12 protein-coding genes and 1 pseudogene are annotated in these 18,988 nt (G+C 65.6%); 10 read left to right on the forward strand and 3 right to left on the reverse strand.

Features of this window, described 5'->3' with window-relative positions:
• The first annotated feature begins 72 nt into the window (after positions 1 to 72).
• The 4 genes from NX068_RS02465 to NX068_RS02480 all read left to right on the forward strand — a co-directional run bounded on the left by NX068_RS02465 (position 73) and on the right by NX068_RS02480 (position 7,036).
• Complete coding sequence (locus NX068_RS02465; RefSeq protein ID WP_263459704.1) at positions 73 to 2,511, forward strand: TonB-dependent siderophore receptor; 2,439 nt, start codon at positions 73 to 75, stop codon at positions 2,509 to 2,511.
• 441 nt (positions 2,512 to 2,952) lie between these two features.
• Positions 2,953 to 3,519, forward strand: coding sequence for an RNA polymerase sigma factor (locus NX068_RS02470; protein WP_263459705.1), 567 nt, complete (start codon positions 2,953 to 2,955; stop codon positions 3,517 to 3,519).
• A gap of 6 nt (positions 3,520 to 3,525) precedes the next feature.
• Complete coding sequence (locus NX068_RS02475; protein WP_263459706.1) at positions 3,526 to 4,419, forward strand: FecR family protein; 894 nt, start codon at positions 3,526 to 3,528, stop codon at positions 4,417 to 4,419.
• A 154-nt stretch (positions 4,420 to 4,573) separates the two neighbouring features.
• A complete protein-coding gene (locus NX068_RS02480) occupies positions 4,574 to 7,036 on the forward strand; it encodes a TonB-dependent siderophore receptor (protein ID WP_263459707.1) in 2,463 nt (820 codons plus the stop codon).
• Between the two features lie 164 nt (positions 7,037 to 7,200).
• Here NX068_RS02480 and NX068_RS02485 read toward each other — a convergent pair whose 3' ends face one another.
• Positions 7,201 to 9,390 carry a putative bifunctional diguanylate cyclase/phosphodiesterase gene (locus tag NX068_RS02485; RefSeq protein ID WP_263459708.1) on the reverse strand — a complete coding sequence of 730 codons (2,190 nt, stop codon included), beginning with the start codon at positions 9,388 to 9,390 and terminating at the stop codon, positions 7,201 to 7,203.
• A gap of 234 nt (positions 9,391 to 9,624) precedes the next feature.
• Positions 9,625 to 9,986, reverse strand: a pseudogene (locus NX068_RS02490) (transposase); the annotation flags it as partial.
• A 151-nt stretch (positions 9,987 to 10,137) separates the two neighbouring features.
• Between NX068_RS02490 and NX068_RS02495 the strand changes: the two are divergent.
• From NX068_RS02495 to NX068_RS02520, 6 genes are all read left to right on the forward strand, one after another.
• Complete coding sequence (locus NX068_RS02495; RefSeq protein ID WP_263459709.1) at positions 10,138 to 10,656, forward strand: sigma-70 family RNA polymerase sigma factor; 519 nt, start codon at positions 10,138 to 10,140, stop codon at positions 10,654 to 10,656.
• The gene (locus NX068_RS02500; protein ID WP_263459710.1) at positions 10,653 to 11,633 is read left to right on the forward strand and encodes a FecR domain-containing protein; all 981 of its coding nucleotides are present in this window, start codon (positions 10,653 to 10,655) and stop codon (positions 11,631 to 11,633) included. The genes NX068_RS02495 and NX068_RS02500 overlap by 4 nt, the downstream gene beginning before the upstream one ends.
• Before the next feature lie 83 nt (positions 11,634 to 11,716).
• Positions 11,717 to 14,131: a TonB-dependent siderophore receptor gene (locus NX068_RS02505; RefSeq protein WP_263459711.1), complete on the forward strand. Its 2,415-nt coding sequence runs from the start codon at positions 11,717 to 11,719 to the stop codon at positions 14,129 to 14,131.
• 221 nt (positions 14,132 to 14,352) lie between these two features.
• Positions 14,353 to 14,850, forward strand: coding sequence for a sigma-70 family RNA polymerase sigma factor (locus tag NX068_RS02510; protein ID WP_442806673.1), 498 nt, complete (start codon positions 14,353 to 14,355; stop codon positions 14,848 to 14,850).
• The gene (locus NX068_RS02515) at positions 14,837 to 15,820 is read left to right on the forward strand and encodes a FecR domain-containing protein (RefSeq protein WP_263459713.1); all 984 of its coding nucleotides are present in this window, start codon (positions 14,837 to 14,839) and stop codon (positions 15,818 to 15,820) included. The genes NX068_RS02510 and NX068_RS02515 overlap by 14 nt, the downstream gene beginning before the upstream one ends.
• Before the next feature lie 95 nt (positions 15,821 to 15,915).
• Positions 15,916 to 18,453: a TonB-dependent siderophore receptor gene (locus NX068_RS02520; RefSeq protein ID WP_263459714.1), complete on the forward strand. Its 2,538-nt coding sequence runs from the start codon at positions 15,916 to 15,918 to the stop codon at positions 18,451 to 18,453.
• A gap of 42 nt (positions 18,454 to 18,495) precedes the next feature.
• On the opposite strand, the gene NX068_RS02525 is transcribed toward NX068_RS02520, so the two are convergent.
• Positions 18,496 to 18,988, reverse strand: a 493-nt coding sequence (locus tag NX068_RS02525; protein ID WP_263459715.1) for a type II toxin-antitoxin system VapC family toxin, incomplete at its 5' end; no start/stop codon positions are given.

Genomic DNA, 18,988 nt, shown 5'->3' on the forward strand with positions numbered 1-18,988 from the left:
GACTGCCCGATTTTTTCCGGCGCCAGTCATGGAGGTTGAGCAGCAGCTTTCATCAACCATCAGGAGTTCATCGTGCATCGTCTTCATCACGGTCGGCTGCCCGCGCGGCTGTCGCTGATCGCCCTGTGCCTGGGACTGGCTGCGCCGGCCTCGGCACAGACCGGCAGCCCCTTGGCGTCCCCGCTTCCCCTGTCCATCTCCGCCCAGCCGCTGGACAAGGCGCTGACCGAACTGGCCACCAAGACCGGCCTGCTGATCGGCGTGGACAGCAGCCTGCTGGCCGGCAAGCAGGCACCGGCCATCAACGGCAGGTATACGCCGACCACCGCGCTGGACAAGCTGCTGGAAGGCTCGGGCCTGGAGGCGGTGAGCCAGGGCGGCAACGAATACACCTTGCGAAAGCTGCCGGTACGCTCTGGAGAAACGCGCCTGGCGCCGGTGACGGTGAGCGCCGGGGTGCTGCGCGACGCCACCAGCGAAGGCACCGGCGCCTACGCCGCCCGCGGCGCCACACTCTTCAAGGGCGCCCAATCGCTGAAGGAGATTCCCCAGTCCGTCACCGTCATCACCCGGCAGCGGATGGACGACCAGGGGTTGGACACGCTCACCGAGGTGCTCGAACAGACGCCCGGCATCACGCTGAGAAAGCGGCCCAACGGCGGCAGCGACATCTATGCGCGCGGCTTCCTGACCGAAACGCTCCAGTACGACGGCATCCCTTTGTCGCGCTATCACAACTGGGGGAATTCCCTGACGGCAAGCTCGGTTCACCTCGACCGCGTCGAAGTGCTGCGCGGCGCGCAGGGACTGCTGGAAGGCGCGGGCAGCCCGGCCGGCGCGGTCAACCTGGTGCGCAAGCGCGGCCTGGCCGAGCGGGCACTGACCGTCGAGGGCCGGGTCGGCTCGTGGGACCACTACGGCACCCGCCTGGACGTCGGCGGTCCGTTGAACCAGGAAGGCACGCTGCGCGGCCGCGCGGTGCTCGATTACGAAGACAAGCAGTCCTTCCTCGACACCGTGTGGGACCGCAACCTCAATCTCTACGCCGCGCTTGATTTCGACGCCACGCCGGACACCACCATCGGCGTGGGCGTGGCCCATGCCCGGCTGAAAGGCAACAGCGCGCTCTACCCCGGTGTGCCCCGCTACGCCGATGGGCGGGACCTCGGCCTGCCGCGCTCGGCCTATGTTGCCGCAGGCTGGAACGAGGCCGACCGGCGCGAAACCCAGGTCTTCCTCGATCTGGAGCATCGCTTCAGTGAAAACTGGAAGCTGAAGGCCGCGGCGGCCTACGTCCGCGAAAACTACGATGCAGTCGAGTCGCACGCGAATGGGCGCGTCGCCGTGGGCGGCAGCACGGTCAACGGTGTCGGCTATGCCTACGACGATGCGGCGAACAGCCGGGGACTGGACATCCATCTCAGCGGCAAACTCCAGGCCCTGGGGCTGGCGCACGAGGTGGTCATCGGCGGCAACTACACGAAGCAGAAACGCGACGATGGCTATGTCCAGTACTGGAATTACACGACCTACGACGTTTTCAACCCGGATCACGACACGCCGCACCTTTCCGCCTACACGCCTTCAGACATTTGGGAGCAGCAGGCGGACACCACGCAAAAGGGGTTGTACGCGCTGCTGCGCAGCCACTTGACCGAGCGCGCGACCCTGGTGCTGGGCGGACGGGCGAGCTGGTACGAATTCAACGACATGGGAATCAGCCGCGTGGATGGCTACACGTTCTCCTCGGCAAAGAAGGAGAGCGGTGAATTCACGCCTTACGGCGGACTGGTCTATGCCCTGACACCGCAATGGTCGGCCTACGCCAGCTACGCGGAGATCTTCAACCCCCAGAGCGCCACGGACGCCCAGCGGCGCCTGCTGGAGCCGATGACCGGCACCCATTACGAGGTTGGCGTCAAGGGCGAACTCTTCGGCGGCGCCTTGAACACCTCGCTGGCGGTCTACCGCGCCGAACAGAAAAACCGTGCCGTCACCGACTACGATTCGCCGATGCTCTGCGACGGCTGGTACTGCTCACGCGCCGCCGGCAAGGTACGCAGCGAAGGCGTCGAGATCGAGGCGCACGGCGAACTCGCACCGGGCTGGCAGCTCAGCGGCGGCTACACCTACGGCCGCAACGAGTATCTCGACGACGTCGACCCGGCACGGGTCGGCAAACCGTTCGACTACATCTCTCCCAAGCACATGCTGCGCCTGTGGTCCAACTACCGGCTGCCCGGCGAGCTGCATCCATGGCAGGTCGGCCTCGGCACCACCTACCGCAGCCAGCAGAAGACCAGCAGCAGCACCATGCTGAACCCGGTGCAGGGCGGCTACGCGATCTGGAACGCCCGCGTGGCCTACCAGATCGACAAGACCTGGTCGGCCGCACTGAACATCGACAACCTGTTCGACAAGAAGTACTACGCGTCCATCGATGACCAGTACTACTACAACCACGTCGGCGAGCCGCGCCGCTTCCTGCTGACCGTGCGCGGCAGCTTCTGAGCGGAGTGGGCCGAGCCAAAGGTGAAATCCATCATGTCATGCAGGCCGTGACTGATGGGTTTCGCTACGCTCTACCTATGCAGCCCAACCCATCCACCGGCCTGCGCCCACGCAGCGCCCAACACGACGGAACTACGGCACATACACGCCCACGGATCGGCCAAACCAACGCCACTGTTCTCGAAGTCCTTCGTATTCCTCGTCACTCGAGGATGCAGATTCACTCACCGCCAGCGGGTCGAGCAGATTTGAAAGCGATGAAGCAGAACAAGGTGCGGGAGCGGTCATGGCAGCAAATGAAACCAGAATTCGACTTCGTATCTTACTCGATAACGATATCAATTCCTATTTACAAACCAGGGCGATATACTCCTGCGGCCATACACCGACACCTTGCTCGCCGCGCCCGATCCAGCGTCCGGCTGGGCTGGTTTGCCCGCCATGTACGCCAAGGACGCTTCCTCCTCGCTGGTCGTCACCCTCGCGCATCATTACGACGGCCTGGTCGCCTATCTGTGCCGCAAGCTCGGTTTCGCCCAGGGCAACGCGCGCGCCACCCGCGACCTCGCTCACGAGGCGCTCCATGAAGTTTGCCTGCAACTGCTGAAGGAAGAACCGCAGCTCGGCAAGGTGCGGGTGCCAATCGCCTTCCTGCGTACCCTCAGCCAGCGGCGCGCCATCGACGTACTGCGCCGCGAAGCGGCCTGGAACAGGTTTGCGGTTTGTGCCGACGAGCATCCCGAATTCCTCTCGCACTCTGCACCGCGCACGAGCGAGGCCGAATACCAGCTCGATGCACGCCAGCGCATCGCCCTGCTCGCCCAGGCCATCGAATCCCTGCCGCCGCGCTGCCGCGACGTGTTCGTGCTGCACAAGGTGCACGAATGGACGCAGGCCGATGTGGCGGCGCACCTCGGCATTTCGGTGAAGGCGGTGGAGAAGCACATCCGCGTCGGGCTGGCCTGCTGCCGAGTCGCCATGGCGGGTTATCTCGACGATGAAGCCTGAACAGCCATGAGCAAGTGCCCCGATCCGCGCCCTTCCCGCAGTAAAACGCTGCGTGCAGCGGGCAATGCTACCCAGGCGCCCCCCCGCGCCGCGGTCGAGGACACGATCGATGCACATCGCAGCGTGCTGCAGGCGATGTTCCCCATTCCACCGGCACGCCCTCGAAACAAGCGTGCGGCCCGCAACGCCGGCACGGCAGCGGCCGTGCTGCTGGCCGCTGCCCTGTGGTGGGCGGATCCCGCCTATCGAAACGAGCACTTCGCCACCGCCATCGGTGAGTTGCGTGAAATCCCGCTGGCCGACGGCAGCCGCCTCGTGCTCGATACCGCCAGCGCAGCCCAGGTGAGCTGGCATCTGCGCTCGCGCCGCGTCGAGCTGCAGCAGGGCCGCGTCCATTTCGACGTCGAACCCTCGACCTTCCGTCCGATGACCGTCGCCGCAGGCGAAATCCGCGTGCGTGTCGTCGGCACCCGCTTCGATGTCTGGCGCCAGCCCACCGGCACCCAGGTCGTCGTCCAGCAAGGTACGGTCGCGGTATGGCATGCCGCACACGAGCAGGATTCCACCCTGTTGCCGGCCGGTCAGCAGATCCGGTTCGATGACGCTTTCCAGGCCGAACATTCGCCGCCGTCGAGCACTCGGGTCGACGCAGAAAGTCTCGGCACCTGGCAGACCGGCTTGCTCGTGTTCCAGAACACGCCGCTGAACGAAGCCCTGGCCGAGATCCAGCGCTATCGCCAGGCGCCGATCCGCCTGCAAGGCAAGTTCGGCAGCGACACCAACGTCTCGGGCGTATTCGACAGCCGCAGCACCGATCAACTGCTCGACCGGCTGCCCGACATCCTGCCGGTGCAGGTCGTGCGCCACCCCGGCGGCGAAGTGGACGTCCAGCGCCGCTGAGCAGCGTGGCGTGCTTGCCGGCCGTCCCAGCCGCTCACGCGGGCAACAGCCTCTGTGCCCGGCAGGCTGCAATTTTTCCGAGGGAAGGTAGGGGTCGGATGAGGCCCATACGACATGTGTTCATCACCCACCCACGGCAACGCTGGAGCCCTGCATGAGCACAGTCCGACCTTTCCGCCCTTCCCGGCAGCACGCCTTATCCCTGCATGCACTGGCGCTGGCATGCGCCCTTGCAACAAGCCTGATGGCCGCGGCCCCATCCGCGCGTGCGCAACAGAGTACCGGCACCACGACACAGGCCGTACTGGCCTTCGACCAGCCCGCCCAGCCGCTTGGCGAAGCCGTCAATGCGCTGGCGCGCCATGCCCGGGTGCAGATCATCTTCGCCGCCTCGGCCACCGAAGGCTTCAGCGCACCAGCCCTGCGCGGCAGCTACACCGTACGCCAGGCTCTCGACCGGCTGCTGGCCGGCACCGGGCTGATGGCCAGCCAGTCCGGCAACGCGTTCACCATCCAGGCTCAAACCAGGTCGCCTGAAACGGCGCTGAAAGCAGTGACGGTCACGGCGCAATACGGACTCGGTGGCGCCACGGAAGGCACCGGCCAATACACCACCGGCGCGATGAACACGGCCACCAGGATGGCGCTTTCACCACGTGAAACACCACAGTCGGTGAGTGTGCTGACCCGCGCGCAGATCGACGACCAGAATCTCACCACGTTGGATGACGCGGTTCAGCAGATCACCGGCCTGACGATGCAGAAAGGCTATTACACCGGCGATTCCGGCAGCTTCAATGCACGCGGCTTCCCGGTTTCCAATCTGCTGCTCGACGGCGTGCCGACCAGCGCCGGCGCCAACGGCACCTTCAATGCCGACAACGACGCGCTGGACATCTACGACCGGGTGGAGGTCGTGCGTGGCGCCACCGGCCTGACCACCGGCGCCGGTACGCCCTCTGCCGCGATCAACCTGGTACGCAAGCGCCCGACGGCGGAGATCGAGCGCCGCGTCATGCTCAGCGCAGGCAGCTGGGATAACTACCGTGCCATGGTCGATGCCGGCGGGCCGCTGAACGAGGCAGGCACGCTGCGTGGCCGCGTCGTCGCCACCGTACAGGACTCCGACAAGTTCTACGACGTCGCCCACGACCGCAACCACCAGCTCTACGGCATCCTCGAGGCCGACCTGACGCCCGATACCATGGCCACCCTCGGTTTCCACTACCGCAAGGTGGACAACGACGGGCTGCTGCCTGGTTTACCGACCAATCCCGATGGCAGCTTCCTTTCCGGCGTGAGTCGCTCGACCAATCTCGCCAACGATTTCGACTACTGGAAACAGACCGACAAGACCGTGTTCGCCGAGCTGATCCACAACTTCGCCAACGGCTGGCAAGCCAAGGCCGCAGCGGTATGGAAGCGCCCCGAGCAGGACATGGTGTTCTCCGGCCTGTATCGCAATGGCGGCATCCTGCGCCAGAACACCCAGAGCTATCGCCTCGACAACGAGCAGGACAGCTACGACCTGTCCCTCAATGGCCCCTTCTCGCTGTTCGGCCGCACGCACGAACTCATGCTGGGTGCGAGCTACCGCAGCCGCGACAACCTCAACTGGGGCGGCTGGGCGGCCTACAGCTGGACGACAGACGGGCCTGCCGTCGATCCATACAACTGGGATTCATCGGCCGTTCGCAAGCCGGACATCGACATGACGCTGTGGGGCATCGACGCGACGACTCGCCAGAAAGCCGTCTATGCAGCCACGCGACTGAACATCAGCGATCCGCTGAAAGTCATCATCGGCACCCGCATCGACTGGTACCGGCACGACAACCATCGCAACGATACGAGCTACAAGGTCAACCAGGAACTCACCCCCTACTTCGGCGCGATCTATGACCTGGACGACCAGCATTCGGCCTATGCGAGCTGGACGGAAATCTTCGAGCCGCAGGGCAGCTACGACAGCAGCGGCAAGCTGCTCGATCCGATCACCGGCACCAATTACGAGATCGGCATCAAGGGCGAGTATTTCGGCGGCCGCCTGAATGCCAGCCTGGCCGCATTCCTCATCAAACAGCAGAATCGTGCCACCGACGACCTCGCCGGGCCCAACCCCTGCCCCGGCAGCGCCTGGGGCTATTGCCAACGGGCGGCGGGCGAGGTGGAAAGCAAAGGGATCGAACTGGAGATCGCCGGCGCATTGACGCCGGACTGGCAGTTGATGGCAGGCTATACCTACGTTGCCGCCAGGTTCAACAAGGATGCCGACAAATCGATCGTCGGCAAACTGTTCGACCCCGATCTGCCGCGCCACCAATTGAAGCTGTCGACCAGCTACCGACTGCCCGGCGAACTCAATCGCTGGCGGGTCGGCGGCAATCTGTATGCCCAGAACGGCATCCGGGCCAGCGACGACACGCGCGTACGGCAGTCCGGCTACACCGTCGTCGGCCTGCACACCGCCTACAGCCTGAACAAGCAGACGGAAATCCGGCTGAACATCAACAACCTGTTCGACAAGCACTACTACCAGACCATCGGCTGGGCGACCGGCGGCAACGTCTTCGGGGCACCGCGCAACTTCACCTTGAGTGCGCAGTACTCGTTCTGAGCGCTCGGCCCTTCAGCCAGCCGGCTGCTTTCCACGGGAAGGCCGCCGGCTGATCCGACCAGGCGCCGGCGCGCTGCTACGACGCCGTGCACGCACACCGCGCCCACTGCCTCGCCGAACATGGTCAAGGCGGTGAACATCCAGGGCTTTTCCACGCTACCGCTTCATGCTCCCATCGACTGCCGCACGGGAGACGGGATGCCGAATGCCTGCTCGAACTCCAGTACCGGCAGCGGGCGGGCGAACAGATAGCCCTGGCCCTGCATGCACCCCGCTTCGATCAGCGCGGCACGCTGTTCGGCCGTCTCCACGCCTTCGGCGATCGTCTCCAGCGAAAAGACGCTGGCCATGTCCAGCACGGCATTGATGACGGCCCGGTCCTGTGGGGATTCCAGCATGCCCTGGACGAACGAGCGGTCGATCTTGATGCGGCTCAGTGGGTAGCGCTTGAGCAGGCTGAGCGAGGCGTAGCCCGTGCCGAAATCGTCGAATGCCACGCCGACGCCGCAATCGCGCAGGCGTCGCAGGGATTCGAGCGCCTGCTCATCGTGATCAAGCACGATGTTCTCGGTGATCTCCAGCTCCAGGGCCTGTGCTGGCAGCCCATGCCGCTCCAGCGTGTCCACCACGCAGGAAGCCAGGTCGTTGACGCGGAACTGCGCACCGAACAAATTGACGCCCATGCGGAAATCGGTCAGCCCGACCCGCCGCCACCGGGCAAGCTGGGCGCATGCCTCATCCAGTATCCACGCCCCCGTGGTCGCCGCCAGCGGCCCCTGTTCCAGCGCAGGCAGGAAGGCCGCCGGGGAGAGCAGCCCGCGCTGCGGATGCCACCAGCGGATGAGGGCTTCTGCGCCGACCAGCACACCGTCGGACAGGCGGACCTGGGGCTGATAGAAGAGCACGAATTCACCGGCCTGTACCGCGCGGTGCAGTTCCAGCCCATACAGATGGCGCGCGACCGCCTCCATGCGCAGCGCCTGCACGAACACGAAGGACTGGGCGCCGCCCAGGCGTTTGGCCTGGAACAGGGCCAGGTCTGCGCTGCCGATGAGCGCCACGGCTTCCTGCCCGTGCTGCGGCGTTACGGCGACGCCGCAGCTCGCCGTGACCCTGACCTCGTAGCCATCGACAGCGATGGCCTGCGACAGGCTACCGATCAGGGACTCTGCAAACTGCTGTGCCTGTCTGACGTCGGTGAGGTCCTCCAGCAGCACGGCGAATTCGTCGCCTCCGATCCGTGCGGCCAACCCGACCACCCCCACTCCTGCGTGCAACCGGTTTGCCACTTCGCACAGGATGCTGTCGCCCACCGCATGCCCCAGCGCATCATTGATGTTCTTGAAACCATCGAGGTCGAACATCAGCACCGCGCCGGGCCTGGCCGCCGTCAGCACATCCTCCACGGCCCGGTAAAAGCGCGCCCGGTTGGCGAGTCCGGTGAGCAGATCGGTGCTGGCCATCCGCTGCAGTTCCTCTTCCTTGCGCTTTTGCGCGGAGATGTCCTGCAGGTGGGCGTTGAATACCAGTTGCTCGCCGTCCCGCCAGCAGAAGAGCGCGAGCCCCAGCTCGAACTGGCTGCCGTCCTTGCGCAGGCCGTGGGCCGTTTTGGGCATGGCCACGCCATCAAAGGTGCCGGCCGCAACCGCGGTCTCGACCAGCGAATGGAACAGGGGCCGTTCGGCTTCGGGAATCAGCCTGTCCACCAGGCTACCCGGCCCCTCGTCGAGCGCATAGCCATGCAGGGCGGCAGCGGCCTGATTCCAGGCGACGATCCGGCGTTGAGCATCGAACCAGACCACCGCGGTCGGCGAATGGCGGGCAAACTCGTCGAACGACCGTCTGGCCTTTTCGGTGGAAATCTCCAGGCGGCGAAGCTCCAGCCGATCGACGGCCATCCTGGCGAGTTCGCGCAGGCGTTCGCAATCCTCGGCGGAAAAGTCCCGCGGCCGCCCGTCGATGACGCACAAGGCGCCAAGCGCATGTCCGTCGGGCGACATCAGCGGAATCCCCGCGTAGAACCGCAGGTTGGCAGGTCCGGTGACCAGGGGATTGTCACGGAAACGCTCATCCAGCCGGGAGTCCTTCACCACCATGACGTCCTTCTGGTTGATCGCATGCGCACAGAAAGATACGTCGCGCCGCAGATCCACCTCGCCGATCCCCGTGCTCGCGGCAAGGAACACGTGATCGCTGCCTATCATGTTGACCGCGGCTACCGGGGTGCCGAACATGCGGCTGGCAATCTGTACGACCGGATCGAGCGTCGGCAAGGGCCGATCGCCGCTGAGGCCATAGTCCGCCAATGCGCGCAGGCGGTCGATTTCATCATGCGGAACAGTAGGACACTTCATCGGACGTCTCCTATTGCAGTAACACTCCGTCCCGGCTCTCTCCTGCGGGAGGGGGAGGACTCCGGCATCACGATATCAATATAGCATCATCGAGGGCGATCCGAGGTGCATGCCGTGCCCCTTTCTCCAACAGTCCGTGAACGCGTTATCGGCGGCAGCACAATGCCGGCAACATGTACGCGGACGGCCCTCGTCGCCCTCGTAGCGCCCACGCTACGTAACGCCTTGACGTTGCAAGACCGATAGTTCTTCCAGATGCAGCGCGCGAAAGTCGCTCAGCGTGCGATGGGCCGGGAAATTGCCTGCCGCCAGTACCCGAAACGCCATGTCGTCGTGCAGACGCCGTGCCAACTGGCGCGAGGAAACACGCCCGTCGCGTAGCCATACGGCAACACCTCGACCGTCATCGCCGGATGGAACGGCTGGTTGCGCCGACCGCCCTTGCTATAGCGCGCGTGAAAGGCGGACAAATCAAGTGTGTCCACGGTATCGCTGATGAAATATGCCAAGTGGCCTTCGGACAGCCCCTCATCTGCAGAAGGCGGCGGCAGGTACGGCTGCGCAGGATGGTACGGAAGGTACGAGGCAGTCGTCACCTACAAAGGCTAACGGCTGTTTGTTCTGCCGCTCAGACTCCTTGCAAGCGTTTGACGCCTGTGCGCAAAAAAGCAAGAATGAGAACGCTTCTCAAAATTATCCATAGAGCTGCCTGGGCCAGGCGGCAATCCGCGCCTCACGGAGATTTGCATGAACACCGCTGCGCTCGACTCCATCGACGCGCTCTACCGCAATCATCATGGCTGGCTACGGGCCTGGTTGCGACGCAGGCTGGGTTGCAGCCACCAGGCTTCCGACCTGGCACACGATACCTTCGTCCGCCTGCTCAAAAACGAAACCCTGCCCCGCATCGAAGAACCGCGTGCCTATCTGACGACCGTCGCGCGCGGCGTCCTGGTCAACTGGTACCGGCGCCAGTCGCTCGAGCAGGCCTGGCTCGACGCCCTTGCCGCCCAGCCCGAGGCGCTGGCGCCGTCCGAGGAAGAGCGCTACCTGATCCTCGATGCCTTGAACACACTCGATGCCCTGCTCGACGCGCTGCCGCCGCTGGTCAAGCGCAGCTTCCTGCTCGCCCAGGTGGCCGACTGCAAGTACGAGGACATCGCCACCGAACTCGGTATTTCGCTCCCCACCGTCAAGCGCTACGTGCGGCAGGCCTTCCGCCACTGCCTGCAGCACTTCGACGACATCATGATCGAACAGCCGTGAAACAGCGGGCCGCAGCGTCTCCCGTATCGGCCGAGGTGCTCGACGAGGCTGCCGACTGGCTGATGCTGATGCAGGAAGGCAGTGCCGACCGCCACGCCTTCGAACGATGGCGCTCGCTCAGCCCCGAGCACGGCCGCGCCTGGGAACGCGCCGAAGCCCTGCTCGGCAAGCTCGGCGCCCTGCCTCCGGCCCTGGCGCTGCCCGCGCTCGACCGTCCGCCGGCACGCGGACGCCGGGCCGTGCTGGCCAAGGCCGGCAAGCTGGCGATACTGCTGGTCTTGCTGCCCATCGGCTGGAGCGGCTGGCGCCTGCTCGAACGCAAGGGCGTGATGGCCGACTACCGCACTGCCGCGGGCGAACAGCGCGAGATCCTGCTGGAAGACGGTACGCAGCTCACGCTCAACACCGCCACCGCCATCGACGTGCGCTTCGGCAGCACCGCACGCAACATTCTGCTGCGCGCGGGTGAAATCCTCGTCCATACCGGGCACGACGATGCTGCCGAGCGCCCGCTGCACGTCATCACTCCGCACGGCATCGCCACCCCGATCGGCACCCGCTTCAATGTCCGCCTCGGCGACACCGCCACCCACGTCGCCGTGCTCGAAGGCAAGGTGCACATCGCACCCGGCGGCAGCACGGCATCGCAGGTGCTGCTGGCTGGAGAACAGGCGAGCTTTGCACCGGGCACGCTCGGCCCGGTCGCCCCTGGCAGCGCCAACACCGCGGCCTGGACACGCGGCATGCTGATGGCGGACGACATGCCGCTCGGCGAACTGGTCGACGAACTGTCGCGCTACCGCAGCGGTGTGGTCCAATGCCACGACGCCGTCGCCGCCCTGCGCATCAGCGGCGCCTTCCCGGTCGGCAGCGCAGCCGCCACCGAGCGCTCGCTGGCCATGCTCGCCGATACCCTCCCGTTGGACATCCGCCGTCGCCTCGATGGCCTGTGGATCAGCATCGATCCACGCAACTGAAATTTTTTCAGGTGTGCTGATACTTTTCGCCGCCGTCGGCTGGCAAGCAGGTTGAAACCCGTTTGCCACCCGAGGAAACACGCATGTACGCACGCACCCGCAAGCTTGCCCCCACCGCACTCCAGCTCGCCTTGAGCGCAGGCTTGCTGAGCCTGACCCTGAACGGTCCTGCGCTCGCGCAGGGCACGCCTCCGGCCCGGACTGCAGCCCAATCCTTCGACATTCCCCCAGGCCCGCTGGGCCGCAGCCTCGCAAGTTTTGCCACCCGCGCGGGCATCGCTCTCGCCTTCGACCCCGCCATCACCGACGGACTGCAGAGCCCTGGCCTGCGCGGCATGCACACCACCAGCCAGGCGCTCGACCGCCTGCTCGCCGGCAGCGGACTGGAAGCCGTACTGCGCGGCGATGGCAGCTACACGCTGCGCCGCCGCAGCACCGGGGATACCGCGCTGGCACCGGTCACGGTCACTGCGGCCGCCGACGGCAGCGGCGCCACCGAGGGCACGGGCAGCTATACGCAGACCGGCCCCAGCGCCACGGCCACCGGCCTCGCGCTGAGCCTGCGCGAGACGCCGCAGTCGGTCACGGTGATGACGCGCCAGCGCATGGACGATTTCAAGCTGGAAACGCTTACCGACGCGCTGGAACAAACGCCCGGCGTCATGGTGAGCCATCAGAACGAGATGACCACCTTCAACGTACGCGGCTCGGCGGTAAACCTGCAAACCGACGGCAACCGCCGGTTCTCCAATGGCTGGGGATGGAACAGCCACATCGTGCACTCGCTGGACGATCTGGCGGAAATCGACCGCATCGAAGTGCTCAAGGGCTCTTCGGGCCTGATCAATGGCGATGGTGCCTATGGGGCCACCGTCAATCTGATCCGCAAACGCCCCACGCGCGAATTCCAGGCCAGTGCCACGGTCGGCGCCGGCCGTTGGGACACCTATCGTCTCGACGCCGACATCGCCGGCCCGCTCAACGCCGACGCCAGTTTGCGCGGCCGCCTGGTTGCCGCGCGTAAGGATGCAGAATCATTCAACGGCAAGCAGAACGACAGCTCGATGCTGTACGGCACGCTGGAATACGATCTGACCTCATCCACCCTGTTGAGCGCCGGCCTTACCTGGCGCCAACGCGAACTGCGGGGCGCAGCCGGCACGACGCCGATCCAGGCTTTCGATGGCAACGGCAACGCGGTGCCGCGCATGGCGCGCGACTACAACATCGGCGCCGATTGGGCAGGTTATGAGCAGGATTCGCTCAACGCCTTTGCGCGCCTGGAGCACCGCTTCGCCAACGGCTGGACAGGCAAGCTCCAGGTGGCTCACGAAGGCATCGAGACACCCAAGATGCGCATCGGCTCGCTGCGCTACGCATTGCCCGCGGTGACCGCCCAGTACGGCATCTACAAGGACATCGAATCGCGCGATCAAAGCGTCATCCTCGACCTGCAAGGTCCTTTCGAACTGTTCGGACGGGAGCATCAATTGCTGTTCGGTGCCGGCGCCTCTCGCCACCGCACGACGCTGCTCCGTGCCGGTCTTCCCAATGTCGTGCTGCCCGGCGGCGATTACGGCCAAGGCGGCGGCATCGTGCCGGAACCAGGCGGCACGCCAACGTATTCCGACGATTACTTCAGCAGCGAACGCCGCTACGTCTATGCCGCCAGCCGCTTCTCGCTGGCCGACCCGGTCAAGCTGATCGTCGGCGCGCGAGCCAGCGATTACAAGCAGAAGGACGTCACCGACATCGGCTGGTACAACTACGACATGCGCGAAAGCGGCGTCGTCACCCCATACGCCGGGCTGGTGGTGGACGTGTCGAAGGACATCTCCCTCTATGCCAGCTACGCCAGCATCTTCAAGCCGCAAAGCGCCAAGGATGCGAGCGAGCGCACCCTGGCCCCGGAAGAAGGGCTGACCTACGAGCTCGGCGCCAAGGGCGAATTCTTCGACAAGCGCCTCAACGCCAGTGTCAGCTACTTCTGGATGCGCACCGACAACACGGCCGAGGAGGTCGGCCTCAACGACCGCGGAGAATCCATCTACAAGGCGGTCATGGGCGCCATCCGGCGCGGCTACGAAGTGGAACTCTCCGGCGAACTGGCGCGCAACTGGCAGGCCCAGGGCAGCTACGTGCAGCACAGCAGCGACCTGGACAGTTCCAGCGCCACGCCCAAGCACCAATTCAAGCTCGGCAGTACCTACCGCTTCGCCGACGGCACGCTGCGCGGCCTGACGGTGGGCGCCGCCGCGCGCTGGCAAAGCGAAATTTCCGTCCAGCGCGGCAATGCCAGGCTCGCCCAGGATACCTACTGGCTGCTCGATTTGATGGCGCGTTACCAGGTCGACGACAAGCTGAGCATCAGCGCCAACATCAACAACGCACTGGACGAAAAGTATTTCGCCGGTGTCACCAATTTCAACGCTCAAGGGCTGTTCTACACCTGGGGAGCACCGCGCAGCTTCAACGTCAGCATGCGCTACGACTTCTGACCCACAAGCAGATCGCGTGCCCCTACGGGGCACCGTGCAGCTTGTCGGCACGCCGGTTCCGCGGCCCGCCGGCAGCCTGTGGTCGAGCCGCCATCCCCCACGATCCTTGACGGGTCGATCCGTGCCCAGGAGAATAAGAACGCTTCTCGATATCAACACAATCTGAAGATCGCCCTGCTGGACAGCCAGCTGACACCGTTTTCGCAGAGCATTCCGTGTCCATCGCCCCAGTCCAGCCCGTTGCCGATCTGTACGCCGACCACCATCACTGGCTGCATGTGTGGCTGCGCAAGAAGCTGGGCTGCTCGGAGCATGCGGCCGACCTCGCCCACGACACCTTTCTACGCCTGCTCGATCGCGATGAACCGGTCGAGCTGCGCGAACCGCGCGCCTTTCTGACCACCATCGCCAAGGGGCTGGTTGCCAACCACTTCCGCCGCCAGAAAATTGAGCGCGCCTGGCTCGAAACCCTGGCGCTGCAACCCGAAGCGGAAGCGTCGTCACCCGAAACGCGCGCACTGATCGTGGAAACGCTGGTGGAGATCGACCGCCGCCTGGACACGCTTGCGCCGCTGGTCAGGCGCGTCTTCCTGCTGTCGCAGATCGACGGCCTGCCTCAGGCCGAAATCGCCGCCGCGCTCGGCATTTCCGTGCCCACAGTCAAACGCTACCTCGCGAAGGCACTGGTCGCCTGCTGCTTTGGCGATGATGCACGATAAGGCCGCCACCAGCCGGGATGCCATCCGCCACCAGGCGGCGCTCTGGTTCATCGAGCTGCAATCCGATGGCAACAATGCCGAATTGCGCGCCCGCTGGCAGACTTGGTACGAGGCTGCACCCGAGCACCGCGAAGCCTGGAGCCGCCTCGAAGCCTTCGGCAACAGCCTGGGCCAGATTCCGCCGCAAGTGGCGCGCAGCGCACTCGCGCCATCGGGCGGCAGCCGGCGGCGGGCGCTGAAGGCGTTCGGTGTGCTGCTGGCCGTGGGTGGCACGGCCTGGCTCGCCCGCGAATCGACACAGCAGTTGCCCATCCTGCTGGCGGAGCATCGCACCGGGTCGGGCGAGCGCCGCGAAATCGAGCTGAGCGATGGCAGCCGGATCCATCTCAACGTCGACACCGCGCTCGATATTCGATTCGATGCGCAGGAGCGCCGGCTGGTGCTGCATTCCGGCGAAATCCACATCGTCACGGCCAAGGACACGGCTCGCCCCTTCTTCGTCGACACGCCTCACGGCCGTGCCCGCGCCATCGGCACGCGCTACACCGTGCGCAGCGATGCCACGACCGGCGATCACACCCAGGTGGCAGTCCTTGAAGGACAGGTCGCGCTCGAGCCGGCACGAGCGCACGAAAGCGGACGGCTCCTGCTTTCGGCTGGCCGGCAAGCGCGCTTCTCCACGCACGAGGTGGCGCCCCCTGCTTCCGTCCGCGCGTCGGACGCCGCCTGGACGCGCGGCATCCTCGTTGCCGAAGACCAGCCCTTGCCTGCATTCATTGCCGAACTTGCACGGCTCAGCGGCCAGCCCCTGCACTGCGATCCCGCGCTGGATGGGCTCAAGGTCAGCGGCACCTATCCGCTGGCCGACCCGCAAGCCATCCTGCAACTGCTCGCCCGCGCCCTGCCCATCCGCATCGAGCAGCAGCGGCGCTGGTGGGGCGGCAGCCGGACGAACATCCATCCGGCCTGAAGAAAAAATTTCGGCCGACCTGATCCCGATTCGTTTTTCGCGGGGCATGGATAGGGAGAACCCCTCGTTTTCCGCCATCCACGAAGAGGCCTTCCATGCGCGAAACCGCAACACCCCCATCGAACGACACATCTGCACGCCTGCGCCGGCGCGCCTTCGCCCGCGCGCTGCGCGCCGGCCTGTACGGCGGCTTTGCCGCCGCCGTGCTGCTGCCAGCCGGTGCGCTGCACGCCCAGCAGGACGATGCCCGTAACTACACCATTGCCGCCGGCAGGCTCGCCGAAGTGCTGAACCGCTTCGGCGTCGAAAGCGGCCTGATGCTGTCCTTCTCCACCGAGCTCACCGCCGGGCGGCAAAGCGCCGGCCTGCAGGGCCGCTACACCACGGCCGGCGCGCTGCACGAACTGCTCCGCGATACCGGGCTCGAAGCCGTGCCCCAGCAGGGCGGCGGCTACCTGCTGCGCCCGGCACCGGCCAGCGGCAGCTTCGATTCGCCCACCCGGCTGGCGGCGGTGCGCGTGCTGGCACGGCGGGCCGGAGACGGCACGACCGAAGGCACGGGTTCCTACACCAGCCGCGTGACCAGCATCGCATCGAAGACGGATCAGGCCTTCCGCGAGATTCCGCAGTCGGTGTCGGTGCTTACGCGCGCGCAGATCGAGGATCAGAGGCTGGTCGACATCAACGATGCGCTGAAGCTGATGCCCGGCGTCACCGTGAACCGGATGAACGACAATTCCTTCAACTTCTACTCGCGCGGCTTCCAGATCACCGCCATGCAGGTGGACGGCGGCGCCCCGCTGGCGCTCGGCGCCTACACCTACAGTCCGCTGCAGGACCTGGCGTTCTACGACCGCGTGGAAGTCATGCGCGGCGCCTCCGGCCTGCTCGGCGGCATGGGCGACCCCGGCGGGATCATCAACCTGGCGCGCAAGAAGCCGCTGGCCGAGGCACAGACCGTACTGGAACTGTCCGCCGGCAGTTGGGACCACTACCGCGCGATGGCCGACTTCAGCCGCCCCTTGTCCGAGGACGGCCGCATCCGCGGCCGTGCCGTGGTGCTGTACGAGAACCGCGATTACCACCTGGACCACCGCAGCACCGAACGCCCGGCCTTCTACGGCGTGATCGAGGCCGACCTGGGCGAGCGCACGCTGTTCACGCTGGGCGGCAGCTTCAACCGCCGCAACGAGACCGGCGGCGGCTCGGGCCTGCCGCGCTACGCCGACGGCCGCGCGCTCGACCTCAAGCGCAGCGCCAGCCTGACCCAGCCCTGGGCCTACAAGGACAGCGACGAAAGCGAAGTCTTCGCCCAGTTCACCCATACCTTCGCCAACGGCTGGGCGCTCAAGCTCAATCTGACCCACAGCGAAACCGACACGGAGGCCAATACCGCCTTCGTCGGCGGCCCGGTCGATCCCACCACCGGCCTGGGCGTCTGGGCCGGCGGCCACTATGAATACGAGAACCGCCAGGATCTGGTCGACCTCAACCTCAGCGGCAACTTCGAGCTGTTCGGCCGTACCCACGAACTGCTGGTGGGCGCGGACTGGCAGCGGGTGAAGAGCCGCTGGATCGCCGCCACCTTCGCCGGCCACTGGGGCGACCCGGCCTACGTGCCCGGCGGCGGCGATGCCTGGAATCCGGACCACGACGTTTCCCAGCGCTCCCACACCCGCTACGGCCCCTGGGGCCAGGAACAGGTCGGCGGCTACGCGGTGCTGCGCCTGCATCCCACCGACCGCCTGCACGTGGTCGCCGGCGCCCGCGCCAGCCGCTACGAGTTCGACCAGCGTATTTCCTCCGCGCCCTCGGCTTCGGCGCCCTGGACCACCACCTCCGACTTGCCGTTCAGCCTCGGCACCAAGATCACCCCCTACGGCGGCGTGATCTACGATCTGGACGACAACTGGTCCGCCTACCTGAGCTATGCCGGCATCTACAAGCCGCAATCGCTGATGCTGTACGGCCCGCCGCCGGGCAGCGGCTCCCTGGAGCCCATCAAGGGCAAGAGCTACGAGGCCGGCCTGAAGGGCGAACTGTACGGCGGCCGCCTCAATGCCACGCTGAGCGTGTTCAACGTCGAGCGCACCGGCACGGCGCTGCTCGACACCCGCTACCCCGCCAACTACCACGCCTATGCGGGCAACTGCTGCTATCTGCCGCAGGGCGAGGTCACCAGCCGCGGTGTGGACGTGGAGATCGGCGGCGAGCTGCTGCCCGGCTGGCAGGCCGCGCTGGGTTATACCTACAACCGCACGCGCGACGAGAAGGCCGGCAACACCTTCAGCACCATCACGCCGCGCCATCTGCTCAAGCTGTCCACGGCCTATACGCTGCCGGGTGAGTGGTCGCGCTGGAAGGTGGGCGGCAGCGCGCACGTGCAGAGCAAGACCCTGGTCAGCGGCACCGCCACCCTCAACGGTGTCGACCGGGCCTATGACTTCCGCGAGGGCGGCTACGCGGTGCTCAACGCCATGGTGCAGTACCGCCTGGACCCGAAGTGGACGCTGGCGCTCAACGTCAACAACCTGTTCGACCGCAAGTATTACGAGAACATCGGCGATACCTGCTGCAGTAACTGGTACGGCACGCCGCGCGGCGCCATGCTGACGCTCAGCTACCGGCAATAGATCGACAATGAACGGCCCCGGTAAGCGCAACACCGGAGTCGTTCATTGCATCACTACCCGCCGTACAAGAGCACTGTACTTTTCCAGCATGGCATCCGTGCTCAGCAGATAGGCCGGCAAGCATTCCGCCTGGGCGACCAGCAAACGATCGAACGGGTCGCGGTGATGCCAGGGCAGATGGCGGACACGCCGGGAATGCGCCGCCGTGACCGGAAGTTCGACAAAGCCGGTTTGCACGGCAAGCGTTTCGATATCTTCGGGCTCGAAGTCGAAATCCTCACGCAAGAGCGAGCGCTTGATGGCGATCTCCCAGATGCTTGCCGCGCTGAACAGGATGGTATTGCCGGAGTCCTCCAGTTCGCTGCGCACCTTCTCCGGCAAGCGCTCCGGAGCAATCAGCGCGGCGAGCAGAACATTGGTATCAAGCAGCAGAGTGCGGTTTCCAGACACGGCCAGCTCTTGTATCTTTAAACCAGACCCGCGCGGTAGAGTTTGACTGCCGTATAGGCAGTCAAACCGGCCGGTGCAGCTTGAT

The organism is Thauera carbonicopians, assembly GCF_025699485.1.
Classification (GTDB): domain Bacteria; phylum Pseudomonadota; class Gammaproteobacteria; order Burkholderiales; family Rhodocyclaceae; genus Thauera.